Source organism: Haemophilus parainfluenzae (assembly GCF_014931275.1).
Lineage (GTDB): Bacteria > Pseudomonadota > Gammaproteobacteria > Enterobacterales > Pasteurellaceae > Haemophilus_D.
This window is the reverse complement of record NZ_CP063110.1, coordinates 1,097,644-1,121,875: the sequence shown is the minus strand read 5'-3', so window position 1 is coordinate 1,121,875 and position 24,232 is coordinate 1,097,644. Positions and strand designations below refer to the sequence as shown.

Genomic DNA, 24,232 nt, shown 5'->3' with positions numbered 1-24,232 from the left:
GTTTCCTTATTTAATAAGGTGCTGACAAATCAACACCTAGCGTTAATTGATGTTGTGCATAATAGCACAAGGCATATTGAATTGCACAGATTAGTCCGATTGATAAAAACTAATTATTTAAGTTGTGCAAATGCCTGTAATAAATCGGCTTTGATGTCTTCTACATCTTCTAAACCAACAGAAAAACGCAATAATGTGTTTGTAATACCACGAGCGACGCGTTCTGCTTCTGGAATATCCATATGAGTTTGAGTTGCAGGATAGGTAATAAAGCTTTCTGTTCCTCCTAGACTTTCAGCAAAGGTAATCAATTTGATTGATTTTAAGAAAGTATTCACCCAATTTTCATCTTTCAAACGGAAAGATAGCATACCACCTTTGTTTGGATATAACACACTATCAATTTGTGGCTGTTGACGTAAAAATTCTGCAATCGCCTTCGCATTATCTTGATGGCGTTTCATACGTAATGAAAGGGTTTTCATTCCACGCACGGTTAACCAAGAATCAAATGGTGAAAGTACGGCACCTGCACCATTTTGAATATAAGCGATACGATCACAAAGTTCTTGCCCTTTTGCAATAATCAAGCCCACTAAACTATCATTATGACCCGCAATATATTTCGTGCCACTGTGGATTACAATATCTGCGCCTAAATCTAATGGACGAGATAGCACTGGAGTTAAGAAGGTATTATCCACAATCATTAATAAATCGTGTTTTTTCGCTAATTTCGCAATTTCTGCTACATCACACTCTTCCATTAATGGATTCGATGGGGTTTCAATAAAAATCGCTTTTGTATTCGCTGTAATAGCGGCTTCAATTTCAGCTAAAGAAGCGGTATTCACATAAACGGGTTTTACGCTGTTGTTATTTTTATAGGCAAAATCCAATAAACGATAAGTCCCACCATATACATCACTTGACACAATCCATTCATCTGGGCCTTTAAATAGGTTCATCAGCACTTGAATTGCTGCCATACCTGAAGCAAAAGCAAAACCACGATCACCATTCTCTAATTTTGCTACGGTATCTTCCAAAACACTACGCGTTGGATTTTTCGTACGCGTATAATCAAATCCGGTACTTTCGCCAATCCCATGATGGCCATAAGCTGTTGAAAGATAAATTGGCGTTGAAACCGCACCCGTGCGCTCATCGCTGCGATTCCCCGCTTGGGCTAATAATGTATCGATAGAATATTGTTGTGTCATAATTTACCTCTAAAACATGCAAAAACTTGATCGCACTTTTCTTTATTTAATGGCGAGCAAAACGCTCCAATTTTGTCATAAAGCTACTCACGATAAAAGTAGAAATTGAAAACTCTGTAAAAATTATATTCTTGTGCTAAATTTTGCTGTAATTTCAACCGAAACGAAGATTTTTTCAACATTTGAATTTTTTTTTAAGATCTTCGATTGACAGAATTTCAAATTTCCGTAAAATGCACCGCACTAACAGCGTATGCGGGAATAGCTCAGTTGGTAGAGCACGACCTTGCCAAGGTCGGGGTCGCGAGTTCGAGCCTCGTTTCCCGCTCCAAACTAACGGCGTGTTAGCAAAGCGGTTATGCACTGGATTGCAAATCCATGTAGCTCGGTTCGACTCCGGGACACGCCTCCATAACCACGCAGTTAGTTAATCACTCGATGCCCGAGTGGTGGAATCGGTAGACACAAGGGATTTAAAATCCCTCGCCTTTCGAGGCGTGCCAGTTCAAGTCTGGCTTCGGGCACCATTTTAATTTCAAATCCAATCACATTTTGAAAATTTTTAAAAACTTATTTTATTAGTTATTTCTTATACTGAAAGTATTTCTGCGAAAATATAATTATTTTATTCTTATATTGCTCTTCTCATTCCAAGCTAAAAAGATCAAACTTAAGTTTGATCCGGTCTACATCTTTTTTATATTCAAGCATATTAAGTATACGTTATCAGCGCTAAACAAGAGAACCTCTCTCATCAAATGAAATTTATTCTTGTTTTATTCTACATTGAGATATACAATCGTTTTCAACTTTAGTCGGGGTGCCACAAAGTGGCTGAGATGATACCCGTGAACCTGAAACAGTTAGCACTGACGTAGGAAACTAATATGCCAAAATACTTTTCATTCTTCATATCTATTTTCAATCCTTTTTTCTCAAAGCCTTTAGTTATTAATCAGTAAGGTTAATACTATGGTGCATATTCAGGATCTTAGTCTTGCTTTTGGTGGGCAAGTACTATTTGAACACCTTGATTTAACGCTTTTACCTAATGAATGGGTCAGTTTGCTTGGCTGTTCTGGTGTAGGTAAATCAACGCTTTTAAGATTAATTGCAGGGCTTGAAATACAAGGGAAGATTCAAGGTAATATCATCTTTCATCCTAATATTCGAGTGGCATGGCTACCACAAAAAGATACTCTTTATCCCTGGCTTTCAATTATTGATAACGTCCAATTAGAAAACGTACTATTCGGGAATAAATCTGCAAAAACAACTCTTCAAGCAAAAGCACTACTTGAACAAGTAGGCATGTCAGAACATCTTCATAAAAACTGTTATCAATTATCTGGAGGACAAAAACAACGCGTCGCCCTAGCTCGAGTTTTAATGCAAAATGCTGATTTAGTTTTACTTGACGAGCCCTTCTCTGCCCTTGATGCGATTAGTCGTTACCAATTACAAAACTTGGCCTATGAACTATTAAAAAATAAATCAGTGTTATTGGTTACACATGATCCTCAAGAAGCATTACGCTTAAGCCAGCGTATTTTTGTATTACGCTCACCGCAGTCTAATCAACCAGCATTATCTGATGTCATAAAACCTGAAGGTAAAGCACCACGAGAACTTAACCAAGAAAATTTGTGGATGCTCCAACAGCAATTATTAAATGAGTTATTAGAGGGAAAAAGATGAAACTTAGCCTTCTTAAACCGCTCTTTATTGGAATTATATTGCTGTGTCTCTGGCAACTTATTGGCGTATTAGGTGATTTTCCCCATTATATATTTCCTTCTCCGCAAGCTGTATGGCTGCAATTAGTTTCTCATTCAGAACTACTTTGGCAGCATACACAAATCACCTTAATTGAAATTGGCTTAGGGTTATTGTTGGGGTTTATTTTCGGATTATCATCAGCCCTGTTACTCTCTTTTTCACCTAAAACATCATCATTACTGTTACCGATTTTAGTAATTTCTCAAGCAATTCCTGTTTTTGCCATCGCCCCAATACTCGTACTTTGGCTGGGTTATGGCATGCCATCAAAAATTCTGATGGCCATACTCATCATCTATTTTCCTGTAACAGCAGCTTGTTACGATGGATTACGCAATACACCTCAAGCTTGGCTAGATCTTGCCAAAACATTCAATCCTTCCCCTTTGCGTTTATTACTCAAAGTGCGATTACCTGCTGCATTGCCTGCATTTGCATCGGGCTTTCGTATTGCCGTTTCAGTCGCCCCAATTGGCGCTGTAATCGGAGAATGGGTGGGTTCATCAGAAGGGCTTGGCTATTTAATGATCCACGCCAACGCTCGTATGCAGGTAGATTTAATGTTTGCCGCGTTGCTGATATTAGTGGCAATTTCACTTTGTTTATATTTCAGCATCGATTGGCTACTACGCCGTTTTATTTGGCACGTTTAACACTTCATGACAAAAGGAGACAAAAATGAAGAAAATCATCCATTATTTCAGCCTTGTAATTGGACTCACCACTAGCTTTTCCAGCTTGGCAAAAGAGAAAATCAGCTTAATGCTTGATTGGTATGTGAATCCTGACCACGCAGCAATCATCGTTGCTCAGCAAAAAGGCTTTTTTGAAAAAAATAACTTAGAGGTCGAGATTATCGAACCAGCCGATCCATCATTACCGCCTAAATTGGTTGCCGCAGGAAAAGTGGACTTAGCTATTAATTATCAACCTCAACTTTATCAACAAGTTTTAGAAGGATTACCTTTAGTAAGAGTGGGCTCTCTCATTTCTAGTCCATTAAATAGCGTTGTGGTGCTCAAAAATAGCAACATCAAAACACTTGCCGATCTGAAAGGCAAAAAAGTAGGCTATTCAGTTAGTGGCTTTGAAGATGTGTTGCTCGACACAATGCTTCGCTCTATTGGACTCAGCAATCAAGACGTAAAATTAGTAAACGTGAATTGGTCACTTTCCCCTTCTCTTTTAACCGGACAAGTTGATGCGGTCATCGGGGCTTTCCGCAATTTTGAACTGAATCAGATCCATTTAGAAAAACAAGAAGGTGTGGCATTTTTCCCTGAAGAATATGGTGTGCCGGCTTATGATGAATTGATTGTAGTTGCTAATAAAAACAGTCTTGCTTCTAAAAAAATTTCCGATTTTTTGACCGCACTTGAACAAGCTACAACCTACCTACAAAACAACCCAAATGACGCATGGCAAGCATTTGTGAGCTATAAGTCAAAAGAACTCAATACAGAATTAAATCAATTAGCGTGGAAAGATACCCTACCTTTATTAGCAACGAAACCCCGTCAATTGGATGCCAAACGTTATCAACAAATGGCGGAATTTATGCATCAGAAAGGCTTGATTCCAAAAGCATTAGAATTGAAAGACTATGCCATCGAATTACAATAAGGGAAAATGATGATCAACCAACTCATTCAGCAAGCGCAACCTTATTGGAAGCAATATGTTGAGCATGAATTTGTGCAACAACTTGCAAAAGGCACCTTGCCCAAAGCTTGTTTTCAGCACTACTTAAAACAAGATTACATCTATCTTTTCCATTACAGCCGTGCTTTTGCCTTGGGCGTATTCAAGGCAAAAAATTTTGCCGAGATGGAAATTCCACGTAAAACGCTAGACATTCTTTGCCAAGAAATCCAATTACATTTGGATTACTGTCGTCAATGGGAAATTCGTGAGCAGGAAATATTCGAAACTCCAGAAAGTTCAGCATGTATTTCCTATACACGTTACCTGCTTGATTGTGGAATGACGGGCGGCTTACCAGAGCTATATGCAGCCGTTACGCCTTGTGCTTTGGGTTATGCTCAAGTAGCACGTTATATTACAGAAAATTATCCAAAGCTATCAAGCAATCCTTATCAAGCCTGGATTGATACATATTCATCGCCTGAATATCAACAAGCGGCACAAGAAACGGTTGATTTTCTTACCGCACTTTGTGAATCACTTAATGATGCCCAATTCGCTCATATCCAACAAATTTTTACTACGGCTACCCGAATGGAAATCGGATTTTGGCAAATGGGATTGGATTTATCATAAAAATAAAGGCGTGAAATGAAATCTATTTATTTATCAAAAATTCGTGAGCAAAACCCGCTTATTCATAACATAACCAACATTGTTGCGGCAAATTTTAGTGCCAATGGTTTACTTGCATTAGGTGCATCACCATTGATGTCAGCCAACATAGAGGAAATGGTTGAAGTGCCCAAAATCAGCCAAGCATTGGTAATCAATATCGGCACGCTTATCGGTAAAGAACGAGAGGCTATGTTATTAGCGGGTAAAACCGCAAATTCAATAGGCATTCCTGTCGTGCTTGATCCTGTCGGAGTGGGCGCTACGAGCTACCGACGAGAAACTATCCGTCAGTTACTGTCTGAAGTGAAATTTGCCTTAATTCGTGGTAATGCAGGTGAGCTAGCTACGATTGCTGGTGAAGACTGGCAAGCAAAAGGCGTGGATGCAGGACAAGGTAAAACGAATCTACAAGAAGTCGCTCAACGTGTTGCTCAACGCTATGGTTGCACAGTATTAATTAGTGGAGAGGTCGATATCATCAGTAATGGAAAGCAAACGGCTACCATCCATAACGGCACACCATTATTCCCCAAAGTCACCGCATCGGGGTGTTTATTAAGTGCAGTATGCGCAGCATTTTTAGCTGTTGATGAAGGTAATCATTTTTCTGCGACAGTCGAAGCCTGTGCCGCTTACACCGTTGCAGGGGAGCTTGCGGCTAAAAACTTAACCACGCAAGTCGGTCAGTTCCAAATTCGCTTGCTTGATGAATTGGCAGCCTTAACACCTGATTTAATAGAACAAAACGCGGAGGTAAAATATGTCTAACATTCCACAAACATTGACTATTGCTGGTTCGGACAGTGGTGGCGGAGCTGGCATTCAAGCAGATCTGAAAACCTTTCAAATGCAGGGCGTATTTGGCACTTCAGTGATTACAGCTGTCACCGCACAAAACACACTTGGCGTATTTGATATTCACCCTATTCCACTGAAAACAATTCAAGCGCAACTGGAAGCGGTAAAAAATGACTTTCAGATTGCAAGTGCCAAAATTGGTATGCTTGGCACAGCAGATATTATTGAATGCGTTGCTGATTTCTTAAAAAATCGTCCATTCGGCACATTGGTTATCGATCCTGTCATGATTGCGAAAGGTGGGGCCCCTTTATTGCAACAACAAGCGGTTTCCGCACTAAGCAAATATTTATTGCCACTTGCCGATGTGATTACGCCAAATATTCCTGAGGCAGAAGCTTTAACTGGTTTTAAGATTTCTGATACAGCCAGCATTCAACAAGCCGCGTTAGACTTGCAAAAACAAGGTGCGAAGAATGTGATTATTAAAGGCGGGCATTCACTCAATTCACAAAGTGAGCAATGCCAAGATTGGATCCTTTTACAAAATGGTGAACATTTTGTTTTGGAAAGTCCACGTTTCAATACCCCACATACTCATGGCACAGGTTGTACTTTTTCAGCTTGCTTAACGGCAGAATTAGCCAAAGGGGCACCTCTAAAAAGTGCGGTCAAAACAGCCAAGGATTTTATTACGGCAGCTATTTCTCACCCATTGAATATTGGTCATGGACATGGACCGACTAATCATTGGGCGTATAGTCCGATAAGGATTCAAAGATGAACAATATTCAAGAAATTTTACCGCTCTATTTTGTAGCAGGCACACAAGATTGCCGACATTTAGGTGATAATCTAGCAGATAACTTGCTTTCTGTTCTTAGACAAGCTTTAGAAGGAGGCATTACCTGTTTTCAATTTCGCGATAAAGGCAAATTCTCATTAGAAAATTCTCCAACAGAACAACGAGCCTTAGCCATTAAGTGCAGAGACTTATGTCGTCAATATAATGTGCCATTTATTGTCGATGATAACGTTGATTTAGCTTTAGAAATTGAAGCGGATGGCATTCATGTTGGACAAAGTGATACGCCCGTAAAAACGATTCGAGCAAGAACCCATAAACCACTCATTATTGGTTGGTCCGTCAACCGTTTAGACGAAGCCAAAATCGGAGAGGTATTATCTGAAATCGATTATTTCGGTATTGGTCCAATTTTTCCGACTCAGTCAAAAGAAAATCCTAAACCTACTCTAGGAATGGCGTTTATTCAAACCTTGAGAAAAGCAGGTATCACAAAACCACTTGTAGCCATTGGTGGCGTGAAATTGGAGCATGTGAAAACGTTACGAAAATACGGTGCAGATGGTATCGCGATAATAACAGCAATCAGTCAAGCCAAAGATATAAAGGCAAGCACCAAAGCATTAAAGGAAGCTAGCGGATGCAACCACTGAATAAGCCAAATAGTTTGAAACGTGTAGCAATGGCAACAATGATTGGCACCACTATTGAATATTTCGATAACTATATTTATGCCATGGCGGCGGTGCTCGTTTTCAATCATCAATTTTTCCACGCTGCTGACCCACTTTCGGGCCAAATCGCTGCACTTTCTACACTAGCACTGACTTTTATTGCTCGTCCTCTGGGAGCGGTATTATTCGGACATTTTGGCGATCGCTTAGGAAGAAAAAATACCTTTGTTATGAGCCTGTTAGTAATGGGAATCTCAACTGTAGTAATTGGCTTATTACCGACTTACGACAGTATCGGAATATGGGCAACCATCTTACTTTGCTTGTGCCGTATTGGGCAGGGAATCGGTTTAGGTGGTGAATGGGGCGGCGCTGCATTAGTGGCAATCGAAAATGCACCTGAAGGAAAACGTGGTTGGTATGGCACTTTTCCACAATTAGGCGCTCCTCTAGGATTACTACTTGCCAATGGTGTCTTTTTACTCATTACCGCGCTTTTTGGACAAGCCGCAATGACTGACTGGGCATGGCGAATTCCATTTCTTTCCTCTTTTGTATTAGTTGCCATTGGGTTGTATGTTCGATTAAAACTTACGGAAGCACCAATATTTATTGCTACACTTAACAAGCCTAAACCTAAAACTTTACCGATGATGGAAGTGATCGTTACTCATTTCAAACCGTTCTTCTTAGGCATGCTGATCTGTCTTGCAGGCTATGTGCTCTTTTATATTATGATCGCTTTCAGCCAAATTTATGCAAAATCTGCCCCTACCGTATCGGAAGCCGGTTATGCAATGGGCTTAGGCTTCTCACCACAAATTTTTACCGCTTTATTAATGTGCAGTGCGATTTCATTAGCCATTACAATTGTTATTTCAGGCAAATATATCGATATCGTTGGACGAAGAATTTGGTTAATTTGGACAACCTTTGGCGTGGCTATTTTCGGCTTAGCCTTGCCATATTTTCTCGATAATGGAACAACTACCAGTTTATTTTGGTTCTTGATGATAGGAATGGAGTTAATTGGCATGGGTTATGGCCCACTTGCGAGTTTCTTACCAGAATTATTTCCAACACATGCTCGTTATTCCGGTGCATCGTTGACCTACAATATTTCAGGCTTATTCGGTGCCAGTGTAGCAGCAATTATTGCGTTACCACTGAATGCAAATTATGGCTTAAAAGGTGTTGGAATTTATCTAACCTTAAATGCCGTATTAAGTTTGATTGGACTTTGGTTTATTACGGAAACAAAGGATAAACACTTAGCATAAAATAAGGGAAAAGAAACTCATCGTTTTGCTTTATAGTAAATCTCAAAATAAAACACATAAAAAAACGACCGCACTTGCGGTCGTTTCTATTTAGCCATTTAAAGATTATTTCAATTTTTCACCTTTAAATTCACCTGTCAAACTTTCTAAGAAAGAAGTGATGTCCTCCACATCTTTTTGAGCTGGCTGTTGCACGTTACTTTGGTATTTCAACATTACACTCACAGCATCTTTTAGCTCTTTTGCTGAGGCATCATGGAAATATGGTGCGGTAAGTGCGATGTTACGTAAAGTTGGCACTTTAAAGCGATGCATATCGAATGGATCTTTAGTTTGTGCAAAGCGCCCCTCATCTGCATCAGTTAATGGCGTACCACGATCTTTAAAGTAATCGCCGTAGAGTCCCATGTATTCATAAGATTGTCCGCCCATTGCTACGCCAGTATGACAAGTATCGCATTTATGTTGTTTGAATAACTCATAACCGCGAACTTGTTGCTCAGTCAAGGCTGTTTTATCCCCTTTCAAATAACAGTCGAAATCACTATTTGGCGTAATTAATGTTTTTTCATATTCACCAATCGCATGAGTTAAGGTTTCTTTCGTCACTTGTGGATATTCTTTTAAGAATTCTTGTTTGAATTCTTCATCCATTTCAAAACGTGCCACGATGTCATCCCAAGAGTGCGAGCCCATTTCTACCGGATTTGTTGGAGGACCTTTCGCTTGATCCGCTAAATCTGCCGCACGCCCATCCCAGAATTGCACAAAGTTAAATGCCGCATTGAACACGGTTGGCGCGTTAATTGGGCCTTTTTTACCTTCAATTCCTGTTGAAGTTTCAAGTCTATCTACACCACCTTTGTCTAATTGGTGACAAGTATGACATTGAATAGAACCATCGCCTGATAAACGTCCATCAAAATAAAGATCATGACCTAATGCGACTTTTGCTTCATCTTTAGCAATACTGTCTGGAATCGGTTGAACTAAACGATCTGCATCAACATTTGGTGTTTCTTTTGGTAAAGACATTTTACGTGCTTCACGAATCCAGTTAAGCAACGCCACTTTTTCTTGCTCATCTGGTTTACTTCCCCAGTGAAGATGTCTGAATTTAGCAATTGGCATTTCGTTATTTTCAAGTACACGTTGTAATTTTGCTAAATCAGCTTGGGATAATTTGCTCGGATCTTTTAAGCCTTCAACTAAACGATCTAAGCGGAAAGCACGAAGCCCATTCTGAATATCCGATTGCATTTGGTCACCCACAATCGGGAATTTTGAATAAAATGGAAGAGGTGTGTTTGGACTATGACAATATTGGCAGCTGTTATCAAACAACGCCTTTGCCACTTTTTCTTGTTCTCCCGTATAGTGATTTTCCATTAAAAGTTGGGTCGCGTTCTCTTTATCAAATTGATGTAGATACCCCACAACACCCAAATAACCTAATACTGCAATGGCTGCTCCGCCAATAATCAGTTTTTTCATCTAATACTCCAAATGATCAATAAAATATAAAAAGAAAGAAAAAGCTTAAAAAGCAAGGTGATTATGCCAAAAAATTGGCTTATATTTTGTATGGATTTAATTAACTTTGGCTATGGATTCAATTGATTGCATTAAAGGTCTTTTTACCTTATAAGTGAAAACTCCCCTAAAATTAAGCAATAAAAAATGCGGTTATTTCTAACCGCACTTTACTTTTATTATCTCTTGCTTATTTCTTTGGCGCTTGCATAAAGCGGAAGAAATCACTGTCTGGTTTCAAGATCATCATATTACCTGAACCTTCAAAGCTGCTTTCATAGGCTTTTAAGCTACGAATAAAGCTATAAAACTGTGGTTCTTGAGCAAAAGCTTGAGAATACAATTTCGCTGCTGCCGCATCACCATTACCACGTAATTCTTGTGCAGTTTTATTTGCATTCGCTAAGATCAAGGTCACTTTACGATCCACATCCGCTTGAATGAACGCTGCTTTTTCTTTACCTTGTGAACGATGTTCACGGGCAACCGCATCACGTTCTGCACGCATACGTTGGTAAATCGAAGAAGAAACCTCATCCGGTAAATTGATTTGTTTTACGCGAACATCGACGACTTCAATCCCTAATTCAGAGGTACTATCCTGCCCTGAATTTAACGCTTTTTTCGCACCTGCCATTAATTCACCACGTGTACCTGAAACGATATCTTTAATTGTACGAGTACCTATTTCTGAACGCAGACGGTCATTCACTTTACGGCTTAATAAGCTTGCAGCTTGGTTATAATCGCCACCACCCGTTGCAGTATAGAAACGACCGAAATCGCTGATTTTCCATTTTACATAGGAATCCACCAACAAGTCTTTTTTCTCGACTGTCACAAAACGAGTAGCTGAACCATCAAGGGTACGAATACGCGCATCAAGCACTTTAATGCTATCAATTAAAGGCAATTTGAAATGCAAACCAGGCTCATACACCACAACTTTGTTTTCTGCATCACGTTGTACTTTGTTAAAACGCAACATGATGCCACGAGTGCCTTCAGTTACAACCACGACGCTGGAATATAGCACCGCGGCAATCACCACAATAATCGGAAGTAAAAATTTACGCATTAGTTAAATCTCCCTTGGCGAATGCCTTCATTTGATTGAACTGGTTGAGCCGTTTGTGTTTCTACACGACGTTCCTGTGTTGAAACAGGTGCAGAACTGACCGCACTTTCAGACGTTGGAGTAGTCGGTTGAGCCGCTTTTTTACCCATTAATTGTTCTAATGGTAATACGGTTAAATTGTTACCATTATTTGCATCTAACATCACTTTCGGCGTATTTGCCATGACTTTTTCCATGGTTTGAATATAAAGACGCTCTTTTAACAAATCAGGCGCAGCTTTAAACTCAGGTAGAAGACGTTGTAAACGTTCCACTTCCCCTTGCGCATCAAGTACAACACGATCTTTGTAAGCAGTCGCTTCTTCTATAATACGCTGTGCGTCACCGCGAGCGATTGGCTCTTTCTCACGAGCATAAGCTTCAGCTTCACGAATGTAACGTTGTTCGTCTTCCTGCGCTTTAATCGCATCATCGAAAGCATCTTTCACTTCTTCTGGTGGACGTGCGGATTGGAAGTTCACGTCAATCACTTCAAGCCCCATGTCATAAGGTTTAATAATATCGTTCAACGCTTTCCAAGTATTTTCACGCACCACTGCACGCCCCGTTGTCAGAATATCATTCATAGTCATATGGCCGATCACATAACGAAGCGCACTGTCCGTCGCTTGTCCAAGACTATTATCTGCATTGCTCACGCTAAACAAGTATTTTTCTGGATTTTGCACGCGATATTGTACGGTCATTTCCACTTTAACCATGTTTTCATCTTTGGTTAACATTGCACCTTGCGTTTTAAGCTCGCGAACTTGTTCTACATTCACCGGCACCACTTTATCAATGAAAGTCGGTTTCCAGTTCAAACCAGGTTGAACGGTAGAATGAAACTCACCAAAACGTAACGTCACACCACGTTCCGCTTCTTTAATAGTGTAAAAACCGCTTGCCCCCCAAATAATTCCCCCGATCACCGCGGCGATCGGTAAAATTTTACCTAAATTAAATGAAGGTATGTTCGGCGAAGTATTATTTGAACCGCCTTTTTTATTACCCCCACCTAATTTTTTCAACAGATTATTGAATACTTCTTCAATATCTGGTGGTGATTGCTCCTGATTTTTATTGTCTCGCGAGCCCCAGCCATTTTCATTTTGCTTATCTGATGAATTATCTGACTGTTTTGGACCGCTGCTCTGTCCCGGTTTACCCCAAGGATCTTGCTCTGGACCGTTTTGCGACATTACGTTCTCCATTTGTCTAAAAATTTTAATGAGTTTATCGAAATAAATGGGGTTAGTCTATGAAAATACAAGTGGCGAATCAAGTTTTATAAAATAAAAAATCCTTGAATATTTTCAAGGATTTTCTTTTATTCATTTACTTGGTAAATCAAGGAATTTTTTATATTTTTTTCGAGTAATTTTTTTCCATCCCACTGATAATAGTGCGGTTGAATTTTTGACTGATTTATAAATGCCGCAAAGTAAAAAGGCAATTCATCCGTAAAGATCAACTCACCTTTCGGACAATAATCTGAATAGATCTGTTGTGGTTCAGGCAAATGCGTCACACTTGATAACTTCACTATGCCTACGCCTTGTGATTTCAATACAGCTTCACGCAAACACCAACAACGATAAAAGGCCTGGTCTGCATCAGGTTGTTTAGCAAACCAATCTTGTTCTGCTTGTGGCGCAAAATGAGCCATGAGCGCAGAAAAATTCCGTTTTTTGGGAAATTCAATATCAATACCGACCGCACTTTTTTCTGATTCATTAATATGCAGCAATACAGCAACCCAATCACCAGAGTGACTAATATTAAAATCAATATTCTCGACGGGAAATTGTGGTCTGTCACTTTGTGTACGATAAATTCGCCCTAAAAGTGCGGTTGATTTTTCCGCTGTTTTTAGCAACTGCCAAAGTAAAAAATGCGCCAATCGACGACATTGATGTCGTTGCGTTATCCGAGAATTCCCCTTCGGTTCCGTATGCAAATTCTCAAGGACGAGCTCCCTAGGAATTTCATTAAAAGGAAAAGGTTGTTGAATATTGGCGTAAGCAATAAAAGTTGTCATAAAAATAATGAATAAACACGCAAGTTTGATTGCATTATAAAAGGAAATCCACCACACGCCAACATAAGCTAAAACTCATCAAAGCAAGGTGTTAGATTGAAACTGTGAGCGGTTTCACAGATTTTTCCCTTCAAATACGTTACATTTCGAAAAAGTAATCTCAGGAGGTTCTATGTTTAAACAACTTCAACAAGTCGGTAAAGCATTCATGTTGCCAATTGCTATTTTGCCTGCTGCGGGTCTTTTACTCGGGATCGGTGGTGCACTTTCCAATAAAGCAACGGTGCAAGCCTATCCAATTTTAAATAATGAGGCACTGCAAGGTCTGTTTCAGATTATGTCTGCAGCTGGTAGCGTGGTGTTCGCTAATTTAGCCTTATTATTGTGTATCGGTTTAGGTATTGGCCTAGCCAAACGTGACAAAGGCGTGGCTGCTCTCGCTGCGGTTGTCGGTTATCTCATTATGACGGGTACCATTGCCGCATTAATTCCGATTTTCTCTCCTGATGTAAAAAGCATCGATACGGGTGTGATTGGTGCATTGGTGATGGGCTTGATTACCGTTAAATTACACAATCGCTATCACAACATCCAATTACCACAAGTATTAGGTTTCTTTGGTGGGTCTCGCTTTGTGCCAATTGTGACTGCTTTTTCAGCTATTTTCGTTGGATTAGTTTTCTTCCTCATTTGGCCAACTTTCCAACAATGGCTCGTTTCTGCAGGTAAAAGCATCGCCTCCATGGGAACCTTTGGAACATTCTTATACGGTTTCTTAATGCGATTATCTGGCGCGGTTGGCTTACATCACATGATTTACCCACTATTTTGGTATTCTGAATTAGGTGGTGTGGAAATGGTCAATGGTGAGATGATCGTTGGTGCGCAAAAAATCTTTTTTGCTCAATTAGCAGATCCAAATCACCATGGTTTATTTACTGAAGGGACGCGTTTCTTTGCCGGCCGTTTTGATACCATGATGTTTGGCTTACCAGCTGCCTGTTTAGCCATGTATCACTGTGTACCGAAAAAACGTCGTGCACAAATTGGTGGTTTATTCCTTGGTGCAGCCCTAACATCATTCATTACCGGCATTACTGAACCTATCGAGTTTATGTTCTTGTTTGTTGCACCATGGCTTTATGTATTCCACGCATTCTTAGACGGTGTATCTTTCTTTATTGCCGATTATTTAAATATCTCTATCGGGAATACTTTCTCTGGTGGTTTTATTGATTTCTTGCTCTTCGGTATCTTACAAGGTGATGAAAATACCCATTGGTTGCGTGTCATTTTCGTGGGAATTCCTTGGGCGCTGCTCTATTATTTCTCTTTCGTTTTCTTGATTCGCATCTTTAATGTGATGACGCCAGGACGCGGTGAAGAAACCGAAGAAAATGTAGAACAAGAAACAAGTTCACTTACTGAAAATGCACATAAAATTATTGCAGCATTAGGTAGTGCTGAAAATATTGAAAACGTGGATGCGTGTATTACTCGCTTACGTGTTTCTGTTAAGGATGTCAAAGCCGTTGATAAAGCCACATTGAAAAAATTAGGTGCGATTGATGTGCTTGAAGTCGGCGGTGGCGTACAAGCCATTTTCGGTGCCAAAGCCGTACTCTATAAGAGTGAAGTGAATCAAATCTTAGGAAAAGAAGATTAATTCCTAAAAATAAAGGGCGTTTATCCTGCCCTTTTGAGTAACAAAACAAAAGTGCGGTCAAAATCAACCGCACTTTTTTATTATTTCAACAAATATGCACGTAATTGTGCAAAATCGTCATCCATTTCATCAGAAAGTAATGGTAATTTATTGTGTTTATCCAAGGCTTCTGGCAATGGAAGATCGAGCGAAAGAATACGCTCTACAGACTCTTTAAATTTCGCAGGATGTGCCGTGCATAAGAAAATACCGGTTTCATCCGCTTTAAGTTGGTCTTTCAATACTTGATAGGCGATCGCACCGTGTGGTTCACACAAATAACCTTTTGCGTACATCGCTTTTAAGGTTTCTTCTGTTTCGCCATCGCTTAACATACCTGAACCTAAATCACTTAAATTCCAGCCATTACGTTTGAATAGTTCTTCTACACGTGGCCAGTTGTTCGGACGACTTACATCCATCGCATTCGAAAGCGTGGCTACCGTCGCTTTAGGTGCCCAGTTACCTGATTCTAAATAACGTGGCACTGTGTCGTTCGCATTGGTTGATGCAATAAAGCGTTTAATTGGTAAACCTAATGTTTTTGCAATTAAACCAGCCGTTAAGTTACCAAAGTTACCACTTGGTACAGAAACCACGACATTATCACGTTTTTCTTTTGGTAACTGCGCGACCGCTTCAAAGTAATAACAAACTTGCGCCAATAAACGGCTAATATTAATGGAGTTTGCTGAGTTTAAACCAATCGCTTGACGCAGTTCTGCGTCATCAAACGCTTGTTTGACTAACGCTTGGCACGCATCGAAATCGCCATTAATTGCAACAGTGCGGATATTCCCACCTAAAGTACAGAATAATTTTTCTTGTAATGGGCTGATTTTGCCTTTCGGATATAAAATCACGACATTGATATTTTCCAACCCATAAAATGCATGGGCAACTGCCGCACCGGTATCACCAGATGTCGCTGTTAAAATAGTGATTTTACCATCACCACGCACTGCAGCAAGCGCCTGCGCCATAAAGCGACCACCGAAGTCTTTAAATGCTAAAGTTGGACCGTGGAATAACTCAAGGGCATAAATATTGTCTTCCACTTTTTCTAATGGTGCTGGAAAAGTAAATGCATTTTTTACCATCGCATCCAAAGTGGCTTTCGACAATTCTTCACCGATTAAGGCGCCAAGAATTTTTTGGCTACGTTCAACCAATGGTAAGGCTAATAACTCATCAATATTGGTTAAAGCGGGGATCGTTTCTGGAAAGAACAAACCTTGATCTTTGCCAAGCCCTTGACGTACTGCTTGAGCAAAATTTACTTGTTCTTCAGGGTGTTTGATATTGTACAAATTCATTGTATATCCGTTAATTATAGAGTTTTAATAAAATGTTATTCCCCTCTTATAAAAGAGGGGATAAAAGCGATTTGTTGTTTAACCTAGCTCTCTCGCGCCATCATTATCGACCTTACAAACATGCACAAAACCTTCATTGTTTTGTAAATAATGATTTTCTAAATAAGTTGCCAGTTTTGTTGCGGTTTGCAAATCAGGTGCAATGGAGAAAATCGTTGGGCCAGAGCCTGAAATACCGGTCGCTAACGCGCCTAAATCACGAGTAGCTTGTTTCACTTCTGCGAAATTTGGTAATAAAGCTTCACGATAAGGTTCCGCAATCACATCTTTCATCATCATCGCTGCAAGGTTTTCTTGATGCGTGTGACATGCATGCACAAAGCCACCTAAATGACGACCATGAGAAATCACATCTTGGCGCGTGTAGCTTTTCGGTAAAATTGCGCGTGCTTCAGCGGTTGAAACCTCAATGCCTGGATAGGCTAAGACCCAATACCAATTATCAAAAAATGGCAGTTTTTGGCAAATGTTACCGAGAGATTGTACCATAAACTGCACACCGCCAAGATAGCAAGGCGCAACGTTATCATAATGGATCGAACCTGAAATACGACCTTCTAGCTCTCCCATCATCTCTAACAATTCCATTTTTGAGAATGGTTCATCGTGGAATTTATTTAATGCCACTAATGCAGCCACAATAGAACAGGCACTTGAGCCTAATCCCGAACCAATCGGCATATTTTTCTCAAGGATCAAACGCAATGGTTTGACTCTCACATTGCGTAATTTTAATTGCTCACTAAACAGTACATAGGCCTGATACACGATATTTTTTTGCGGCTCTTTTGGCAATTTACGCACAAAATAGCCCGAACTTTCAAGCTCAAAACCACTTGGAATAGACTCAATCTGTACGACATCACCTAATAATGAACCATCAATCGGTGAAATGGCTGCGCCTAATGTGTCAAACCCTACACTAATATTTGCACTCGATGCGGGAGCATAAATTCTTAACATGTTATGTCCTTTTTAGTGATGTAATGTTCTTAAAATATCCGCAAAGATGCCTGCTGCAGTTACTGCATTACCTGCACCGTAACCACGTAATAGCAACGGAATTGGTTGATAATAACGCGTATAGAATGCAAGGGCGTTTTCACCGTCTTTCACCTTATACAATGGATTATTTTGATCTACGGCAATGATTGATACTTTGCAGTGGCCATCTTTAATTTGGCCTACATAGCGCAATACTTTTCCTTCTGCTTTCGCGGCTTCAACGCGTGCTTTAAATTCCGCATCCAATTGTGGCAACATCGCCATAAATTCATCCGCTGATTTGCCTTCAGAGAAGCCTTTCGGTAACACGCCTTCAACTTCCACATCGGAAAGCTCAAGTTCTAGACCCGCTTCACGCGCTAAAATAAGCAATTTACGCGCCACATCTTGACCCGATAAATCATCACGAGGATCGGGTTCTGTAAAGCCTTTTTCACGAGCAAGTGCGGTCACTTCTGAAAGAGAAAGTCCTTCTTCTAATTTGCCGAAGATGAAAGAAAGTGAGCCTGATAAAATGCCTTCAAAATACTCAAGTTCATCACCTGCAGCCAATAAGTTCTGTAAGTTTTCGATAACCGGTAAGCCTGCCCCTACGTTAGTTTCGTATAAGAATTTATGTTGGCTTGCTTGTGCATTACGACGTAATTCATGGTAATAGGCTAATTCACGGGTATTCGCTTTTTTGTTTGGTGTTACCACATGGAAGCCTTCTTTTAACGCTCGCGCATAAAGTCCTGCGACCGATTCAGCCGTTGTACAATCGACAAAGACTGGATTCACTACGTGATGTAATTTAATGAAAGATAACAACACATCGAAATCAGAAGGTTGGGTTGCATTTTCAAGATCAGCTTTCCAATTATCTAAATTCAATCCGTTTTCATTTAAAAGCATTTTTGTTGAATTCGCTAAGGCACAAACACGGATCTCAATATCCTTCTTTGCAAGGTACTCTTTTTGTTGTTTGATTTGTTCAATCAATTCACTGCCTACCCCACCTACGCCGACTAGAAACATATCGACGACCTTCTTATTATTAAAAAGGGCTTGGTGAGTCGCTTTCACAGCTTCAATCGCTTTATTTTGCGCCACTACCGCTGAAATTGAACGCTCAGAAGAACCTTGTGCAATCGCGACTAGGCTGATATTCGCTTGAGCCAATGCAGAGAAGAAACGAGCTGCGATACCCTTAGCTTGTTTCATGCCATCGCCCACAACAGAGATAATAGAAAGATCTTTTGCAACTTCAATCGGTTCTAATTCATGGGCTTTTAATTCTGCAGCAAACTCTTGTTCTAAGATTGCTTTCGCAGCATCCGCTGATTTCACTGGCACACAGAAACTGATGCTGTATTCAGAAGAAGACTGCGTGATTAAAATGACCGAAATCCCTGCTTTCGACATGGCAGAGAAGACACGAGCGGCCATTCCCACCATACCTTGCATACCTGGGCCTGAAACATTGAACATTGCCACGTTATCAAGGTTAGTAATCCCTTTCACCTGTAACCCTTCAGATTTCACATGACCATCGATTATTGAACCTGGTGCAGATGAATTACCGGTGTTTTTAATCACACAAGGGATTTGTTTTGGTAATAATGGACCAATTGTACGTGGATGGATCACTTTCGCACCAAAATAAGAAAGCTCCATTGCTTCACGATAAGAAAGGCTTGGTAATAAACGTGCATCTGGCACTAAACGTGGATCACAAGTATAAACGCCGTCTACATCAGTCCAGATTTCGCAAACAGACGCATCTAAACAAGCGGCTAAACAAGCGGCTGAATAATCAGAACCGTTACGACCTAATAACACTAATTCGCCTTTGTCATTACAAGCGGTAAAACCTGCCATTAAGACAACTTTATCCTTTCCGATACTTTTCGCATCAACGCGTTTTATAGATTCTTCAATATCAACTGAAGATTCTAAGTAACCGCCCTGCGCTAATAATTGTTTAACTGGATCAACAATGTGAACATTGTATCCACGAGCTTCAAACCACGCTTTCATCATGGCAATCGATAATTTTTCACCACGGCAGTCAATGGTTGCTTTAACCTTATCTTCTACTTTGCCTGCTTGGCGGATTTCTTCTAATAAACCTTTAATTTGGGCAAATTCTGCATCAATGAGGGCTTTGGTACCCGCAAGATCAAATTTATTATTTTCAGCGTGCAAACCATTAATGATGTTATAGAAAATTTCAATGGCTTCGTTAAAGTGGGTATCGGTTGGTTGGTTTAATGCGGCTTTTTCAGAGAGGGCGACAAGATGATTAGTAATTTTAGCAGGAGCGGATAAAACACCGGCTGCTTGTTCTTCTAAATGAGCTTTTTCGATTAATTGAGCTGCTTGCGAGAAACGCTCAGGGTTGGCTAATGAAGTGCCACCAAATTTTAATACGCGCATGATAATATCCTCAGATGTTGTGATTTTTAAATATTAAAAAACCCGCACTAGACTGAATGCGGGTTTTCCTGATCCTGTTTGCTACGCACTAACCCGCCCCATTAATTGTCGTAATGGTCATAATAATGGTGGTAATAGTGAAAGTGCGGTTATTTTTCATTGTATTTTTACCTTGAAAAAAAGATGTGTTTAGAAATACCGAAAAAGCGCGAGCTTGTCAAACATAAAATCGAAAAAATGAAGATTTTTTTCTAAAAATCATTACTTTGGTATAGAATAAAACGAGTTTTACATTGGTCAGGAAGAAAATGATGACAATTCAACAAGCACTCGAAACCATTCATCAACAAATCCAAACATCCACTCAACTTGCACATCGTCCTGAAAGTGCGGTCACGTTATTAGCGGTTTCTAAAACGAAACCCAATGAAGCGATTTTAGAAGCCTACCAAGCCGGACAAAAAGCATTTGGGGAGAACTATGTTCAAGAAGGTGTCGATAAAATTCAGTATTTTGAAGCACAGAATATTCAACTTGAATGGCATTTTATTGGCCCATTGCAATCTAATAAAACCCGTCTTGTAGCTGAACATTTCGATTGGATGCAAACGCTAGAACGTGCAAAAATTGCCGATCGTTTAAATGAACAACGTCCTGCCAATAAAGCGCCTTTGAACGTTTTAATTCAAATTAATATCAGTGATGAAGCCAGTAAATCAGGTATTCAACCGAGTGAAATGATTGAGCTTGCAAAACACATTGAAAATCTACCGCACTTACGTTTACGTGGCCTGATGGCGATCCCTGCACCAACAGATAATGTTGCTGAACAAGAAGCGGCTTTTAGCCAGATGGAACAATTATTTGAACAACTTAAAGCCGCTTTGCCTCATCAGCAAATTGATACGCTTTCAATGGGAATGACCGATGACATGCAAAGTGCCATTAAATGCGGTTCAACCATGGTACGCATTGGCACAGCCATTTTTGGGGCGAGAGATTATTCGAAAAAATAATGGATAGAAAATAAAAAAGCGGTCAAAATTGACCGCTCTTTTTTATCTGGATTTAATTAAACTTCTTCGCTCTTTTCAGAGAAACGTTCAATCTTCGCACCTAAGCAACGAAGTTTATCTTCAACGTGCTCATAACCACGATCGATGTGATAAATACGATCTACGATAGTTTCACCACTTGCGATACATCCTGCTAACACAAGACTGATTGATGCGCGTAAATCTGTTGCCATCACTTCTGCACCAGAAAGATGCTCAACACCGTGACAAACTGCTGTATTACCTTCAATCTCAGCTTTACCGCCCATACGAATTAATTCTGGAATGTGCATAAAGCGGTTTTCAAAGATGGTTTCAGTAATGATACTGGTGCCTTCTGCCACCATATTTAATAAGGTGAACTGTGCTTGCATATCTGTTGGGAAACCTGGGTGTGGTGCAGTACGAATATTGACGGCTTTCGGACGATTACCGTGCATGTCTAATGTAATGCTATCTTCAGTCACTTCAACTTCCGCGCCTGCTTCACGAAGTTTATCAATCACCGCATCCATGGTATCCGCTTTGGTATTTTGACATACCACGCGACCACCAGAAATTGCACCCGCAATTAAGAATGTGCCGGTTTCAATACGATCTGGCACGATGCTATGTTCACAGCCAGTTAAACGGTCAACACCTTCAACGACAATGTGATCCGTACCAGCACCCGTAATTTTCGCGCCCATTTTGTTGAGGAAATCTGCAGTATCAACAATTTCTGGCTCGCGTGCTGAGTTTTCAATGATTGTTGTACCTTTTGCAAGTGTTGCAGCCATCATGATAGATAAAGTCGCGCCAACGCTCACTTTTTCCATCACAATACGCGTACCTACAAGACGATCAGCAACAACCGCTTTTACATAACCTTCATCAAGCTCAATCGTTGCACCGAGTTTTTCTAAACCACTAATGTGAAGATCAACCGGACGTGCACCGATAGAACAACCGCCTGGTAAAGAAACTTGACCTTGATTAAAACGAGCTACCAACGGTGCTAATGCCCAAATAGAGGCACGCATGGTTTTTACTAATTCATATGGTGCAACGAAGTGATCAATTTTAGAACAATCTAATAATACTGTACCTCCAGCATCACGCTCAGCTACAACGCCAAGTTTACGTAAGATTTTTAAGGTTGTATCAATATCTTTTAGTTCTGGTACGTTTGTTAATTTAACCGGCTCAGTTGCCAAAATTGCAGCAAAAAGAATAGGAAGTGCAGCATTTTTTGCACCTGAGATGGTTACAGTACCACTTAAGCGAGATTGCCCGCCATAAACACGAAATTTTTCCATAGAAAATCCTAGCTTGCTTGATGTAATAAACGATCCATTTTCCACTTTGCAGTAGTATAGGTTTTAATAGTTAAAGCATGAATTTCGCCAATTTGAAAGTAAGGCATTAATGGCGCATAGATGGTTTGTTGCTGTTTTAATTTAGAAAGTGCTGAGATCTCATCACTCACTACAATCACACCAAAGTGAGCATTTTCACCTTGAGCATAAACCTCATCTACATTCAGGCTTTCTTTTAAAATACGTTCAATTTCTTGCAGTTCCATTCGGATTTCCGTTTTAATTATGGTCGATAAAAGTGCTAATCCAATGAGATAAATTCACTAAATCAGCAAGGGTTAATAACTGTTCTGGAGGGTTTATCAACCGCACTTTTTTATTTGGTAACTGCTCACAATCGTGTAGAAAATCACACAATAATGCAAAACCAGCAGAATCAATTCGATTGATTTCAGTTAAATCAAATTCAATGAGACTTTGATTGTTTTGCTTTTCTGATAAAAAAGAAGCACGTTGTTGCCATAATGGTAACAACGTGTTGCGGGATAGCTCCCCCGATAATTGGAGAGCTATCTTATCATTATTTTGGATTAAATCCCACTTTAATGCAGTCATTCGCTTATTTGCTCAATGTCACTGGTGCTGCAGCAGATTTTTGAATTTGAGCAGTTAATGCATCAATACCTTGTTGACGTAAGATACCGCTCCATTCATTTTGTTTGGTAACAACCATGCTCACGCCTTCAGCAACCATATCATAAGCTTGCCATTCGCCAGTTTTACTGTTTTTACGCCATTTAAAATCTAATTTAATTGGCGCTTGTCCACCATTTTGCATGATATTGACACGAATGCTCACAAGGTTTTTGTCGCCTACTTCTTTAGCCGGTTCAATTTGAATATTTTGATCCGTGTAAGCGGTTAACACTTGCGCGTAAGCTTGTTCGATAAAATCGCTGAATGCTTTAAAGAATTTTTCACGTTGTTCTGGTGTGGTTGATTTAAAGTGTGAACCTAACACCAAAGAACCCGCATAGTTTACTTGCACGTAAGGTAATAAATCGTTACGCACGATGGTACGTAAATAGTTTGGATCCTTTTTAATTTTTGCCTGATTGTTTTTGATATCGGCAAATAACTTATCTGATGCTTGTTGCATCAACACATAAGGACTTGTTTCTGCACGTACAGTTTGAGTCACAAAAAGTGCGGTCACTGCAAATGCCATTACGCTAAACCATTTTTTTAACTGAGTAAATTTCATCATAAATCTCCTAAATAAAGATTATTATTTTACATCTGATTCTGCTTTGTCAGCATTACCGTCTGATTTTTTATCACCGTAAAGGAACTGGCCGATTAAATCTTCCAATACCATTGCGGATTTAGTGTCTTGAATTTGGCTACCGTTTTTTAACATTGCGGTTTCACCATCATCAAAGCCCATACTTAAGGCGATATATTGTTCGCCCAATAATCCCGATGTTTTGATCGATAACGAACTGTTTTCCGGAATTTCTTTATATTCTTCATTAATCGCAATACTGACTTTTGGCAAGTAAGATTTTTCGTCTAATGTAATATCAGACACGCGACCAATGACTACCCCACCAAGTTTAAGTGGTGCACGGACTTTTAGTCCACCAATATTGTCAAAAGTTGCAGTCACTGTGTAAGATTTTGTTTCACCAAAACCTTGTACATTTGCTACGCGTAAGCCTAGAAATACTAACGCAGCGATACCGAGTAGTAAAAATAAGCCTACCCAAAATTCATATTTAATTGTTTGTCGCATAAAAATAC

23 protein-coding genes, 3 tRNA genes, 1 riboswitch and 1 other annotated feature are annotated in these 24,232 nt (G+C 39.9%); of the genes, 13 read left to right on the top strand and 13 right to left on the bottom strand.

All coding sequences use genetic code 11. The annotated features are described in order from the left end of the window. Nucleotides 1-113 precede the first annotated feature (113 nt). Complete coding sequence (locus INQ00_RS05535; protein WP_197546445.1) at nt 114-1,223, bottom strand: methionine biosynthesis PLP-dependent protein; 1,110 nt, start codon at nt 1,221-1,223, stop codon at nt 114-116. A 255-nt stretch (nt 1,224-1,478) separates the two neighbouring features. Between INQ00_RS05535 and INQ00_RS05530 the strand changes: the two genes are divergently transcribed. The 11 genes from INQ00_RS05530 to INQ00_RS05480 all read left to right on the top strand — a co-directional run bounded on the left by INQ00_RS05530 (nt 1,479) and on the right by INQ00_RS05480 (nt 8,881). Then, nucleotides 1,479-1,554 (top strand) — tRNA-Gly (locus INQ00_RS05530). A 7-nt stretch (nt 1,555-1,561) separates the two neighbouring features. Further along, nucleotides 1,562-1,635, top strand: a tRNA-Cys gene (locus INQ00_RS05525). Between the two features lie 28 nt (nt 1,636-1,663). Next, nucleotides 1,664-1,750, top strand: a tRNA-Leu gene (locus INQ00_RS05520). Between the two features lie 279 nt (nt 1,751-2,029). Then, a riboswitch (TPP riboswitch) is annotated at nt 2,030-2,121 on the top strand. A gap of 74 nt (nt 2,122-2,195) precedes the next feature. After that, nucleotides 2,196-2,921, top strand: a complete 726-nt coding sequence (locus INQ00_RS05515; RefSeq protein WP_197546444.1) for an ABC transporter ATP-binding protein — start codon at nt 2,196-2,198, stop codon at nt 2,919-2,921. Continuing rightward, on the top strand, nt 2,918-3,655 hold the full coding sequence (locus INQ00_RS05510; protein ID WP_197546443.1) for an ABC transporter permease: 738 nt from the start codon (nt 2,918-2,920) through the stop codon (nt 3,653-3,655). Before INQ00_RS05515 ends, INQ00_RS05510 begins: the two co-directional genes overlap by 4 nt. A gap of 25 nt (nt 3,656-3,680) precedes the next feature. Beyond that, on the top strand, nt 3,681-4,625 hold the full coding sequence (locus INQ00_RS05505; protein ID WP_197546442.1) for an ABC transporter substrate-binding protein: 945 nt from the start codon (nt 3,681-3,683) through the stop codon (nt 4,623-4,625). A gap of 9 nt (nt 4,626-4,634) precedes the next feature. Beyond that, nucleotides 4,635-5,282, top strand: coding sequence for a thiaminase II (gene tenA / locus INQ00_RS05500; RefSeq protein WP_197547503.1), 648 nt, complete (start codon nt 4,635-4,637; stop codon nt 5,280-5,282). Between the two features lie 15 nt (nt 5,283-5,297). Beyond that, nucleotides 5,298-6,092 (top strand): hydroxyethylthiazole kinase, encoded by a 795-nt coding sequence (gene thiM, locus INQ00_RS05495; protein ID WP_197546441.1) that lies wholly within the window; start codon nt 5,298-5,300, stop codon nt 6,090-6,092. After that, a complete protein-coding gene (gene thiD / locus INQ00_RS05490) occupies nt 6,085-6,906 on the top strand; it encodes a bifunctional hydroxymethylpyrimidine kinase/phosphomethylpyrimidine kinase (protein WP_197546440.1) in 822 nt (273 codons plus the stop codon). The genes thiM and thiD overlap by 8 nt, the downstream gene beginning before the upstream one ends. Continuing rightward, complete coding sequence (thiE, locus tag INQ00_RS05485; protein WP_197546439.1) at nt 6,903-7,580, top strand: thiamine phosphate synthase; 678 nt, start codon at nt 6,903-6,905, stop codon at nt 7,578-7,580. Before thiD ends, thiE begins: the two co-directional genes overlap by 4 nt. Continuing rightward, complete coding sequence (locus INQ00_RS05480) at nt 7,577-8,881, top strand: MFS transporter (protein WP_197547502.1); 1,305 nt, start codon at nt 7,577-7,579, stop codon at nt 8,879-8,881. Before thiE ends, INQ00_RS05480 begins: the two co-directional genes overlap by 4 nt. Before the next feature lie 105 nt (nt 8,882-8,986). Here the strand turns inward: INQ00_RS05480 and INQ00_RS05475 are convergent, their stop codons facing one another. From INQ00_RS05475 to INQ00_RS05460, 4 genes are all read right to left on the bottom strand, one after another. Further along, nucleotides 8,987-10,375: a cytochrome-c peroxidase gene (locus INQ00_RS05475; RefSeq protein ID WP_197546438.1), complete on the bottom strand. Its 1,389-nt coding sequence runs from the start codon at nt 10,373-10,375 to the stop codon at nt 8,987-8,989. A 229-nt stretch (nt 10,376-10,604) separates the two neighbouring features. Next, on the bottom strand, nt 10,605-11,492 hold the full coding sequence (gene hflC / locus INQ00_RS05470) for a protease modulator HflC (RefSeq protein ID WP_049367835.1): 888 nt from the start codon (nt 11,490-11,492) through the stop codon (nt 10,605-10,607). Further along, nucleotides 11,492-12,733, bottom strand: a complete 1,242-nt coding sequence (hflK, locus tag INQ00_RS05465) for an FtsH protease activity modulator HflK (protein ID WP_197547501.1) — start codon at nt 12,731-12,733, stop codon at nt 11,492-11,494. The genes hflC and hflK overlap by 1 nt, the downstream gene beginning before the upstream one ends. A 128-nt stretch (nt 12,734-12,861) precedes the next feature. Continuing rightward, entirely contained in the window at nt 12,862-13,572 is a 711-nt protein-coding gene (locus tag INQ00_RS05460) for a 4'-phosphopantetheinyl transferase family protein (protein WP_197546437.1), read from the bottom strand. 172 nt (nt 13,573-13,744) lie between these two features. Here INQ00_RS05460 and INQ00_RS05455 point away from each other — a divergent pair, with 172 nt between their 5' ends. Next, a complete protein-coding gene (locus tag INQ00_RS05455) occupies nt 13,745-15,238 on the top strand; it encodes a PTS transporter subunit EIIC (RefSeq protein ID WP_070868793.1) in 1,494 nt (497 codons plus the stop codon). A gap of 80 nt (nt 15,239-15,318) precedes the next feature. Here INQ00_RS05455 and thrC read toward each other — a convergent pair whose 3' ends face one another. The 3 genes from thrC to thrA all read right to left on the bottom strand — a co-directional run bounded on the left by thrC (nt 15,319) and on the right by thrA (nt 20,076). Further along, nucleotides 15,319-16,593: a threonine synthase gene (gene thrC, locus INQ00_RS05450; RefSeq protein ID WP_197546436.1), complete on the bottom strand. Its 1,275-nt coding sequence runs from the start codon at nt 16,591-16,593 to the stop codon at nt 15,319-15,321. 78 nt (nt 16,594-16,671) lie between these two features. Continuing rightward, on the bottom strand, nt 16,672-17,616 hold the full coding sequence (thrB, locus tag INQ00_RS05445) for a homoserine kinase (RefSeq protein ID WP_197546435.1): 945 nt from the start codon (nt 17,614-17,616) through the stop codon (nt 16,672-16,674). Nucleotides 17,617-17,628: 12 nt separating this feature from the next. Further along, complete coding sequence (gene thrA, locus INQ00_RS05440) at nt 17,629-20,076, bottom strand: bifunctional aspartate kinase/homoserine dehydrogenase I (protein WP_197546434.1); 2,448 nt, start codon at nt 20,074-20,076, stop codon at nt 17,629-17,631. A 32-nt stretch (nt 20,077-20,108) separates the two neighbouring features. Next, nucleotides 20,109-20,223 (bottom strand) — a sequence feature (Thr leader region). A 164-nt stretch (nt 20,224-20,387) separates the two neighbouring features. Between thrA and INQ00_RS05435 the strand changes: the two genes are divergently transcribed. Continuing rightward, nucleotides 20,388-21,092, top strand: coding sequence for a YggS family pyridoxal phosphate-dependent enzyme (locus INQ00_RS05435; RefSeq protein ID WP_054418229.1), 705 nt, complete (start codon nt 20,388-20,390; stop codon nt 21,090-21,092). 56 nt (nt 21,093-21,148) lie between these two features. Here the strand turns inward: INQ00_RS05435 and murA are convergent, their stop codons facing one another. The 5 genes from murA to mlaD are packed head-to-tail and all read right to left on the bottom strand — an operon-like array spanning nt 21,149 to nt 24,224. Next, nucleotides 21,149-22,429 carry a UDP-N-acetylglucosamine 1-carboxyvinyltransferase gene (gene murA, locus INQ00_RS05430; protein ID WP_197546433.1) on the bottom strand — a complete coding sequence of 427 codons (1,281 nt, stop codon included), beginning with the start codon at nt 22,427-22,429 and terminating at the stop codon, nt 21,149-21,151. Nucleotides 22,430-22,437: 8 nt separating this feature from the next. Next, nucleotides 22,438-22,695: a BolA family protein gene (locus INQ00_RS05425; RefSeq protein WP_197546432.1), complete on the bottom strand. Its 258-nt coding sequence runs from the start codon at nt 22,693-22,695 to the stop codon at nt 22,438-22,440. 13 nt (nt 22,696-22,708) lie between these two features. After that, the gene (locus INQ00_RS05420; protein ID WP_014064941.1) at nt 22,709-23,044 is read right to left on the bottom strand and encodes an STAS domain-containing protein; all 336 of its coding nucleotides are present in this window, start codon (nt 23,042-23,044) and stop codon (nt 22,709-22,711) included. A 4-nt stretch (nt 23,045-23,048) separates the two neighbouring features. After that, nucleotides 23,049-23,696, bottom strand: a complete 648-nt coding sequence (gene mlaC / locus INQ00_RS05415; RefSeq protein WP_197546431.1) for a phospholipid-binding protein MlaC — start codon at nt 23,694-23,696, stop codon at nt 23,049-23,051. A gap of 21 nt (nt 23,697-23,717) precedes the next feature. Next, nucleotides 23,718-24,224 carry an outer membrane lipid asymmetry maintenance protein MlaD gene (gene mlaD, locus INQ00_RS05410; protein ID WP_197541775.1) on the bottom strand — a complete coding sequence of 169 codons (507 nt, stop codon included), beginning with the start codon at nt 24,222-24,224 and terminating at the stop codon, nt 23,718-23,720. Nucleotides 24,225-24,232: the final 8 nt, after the last annotated feature.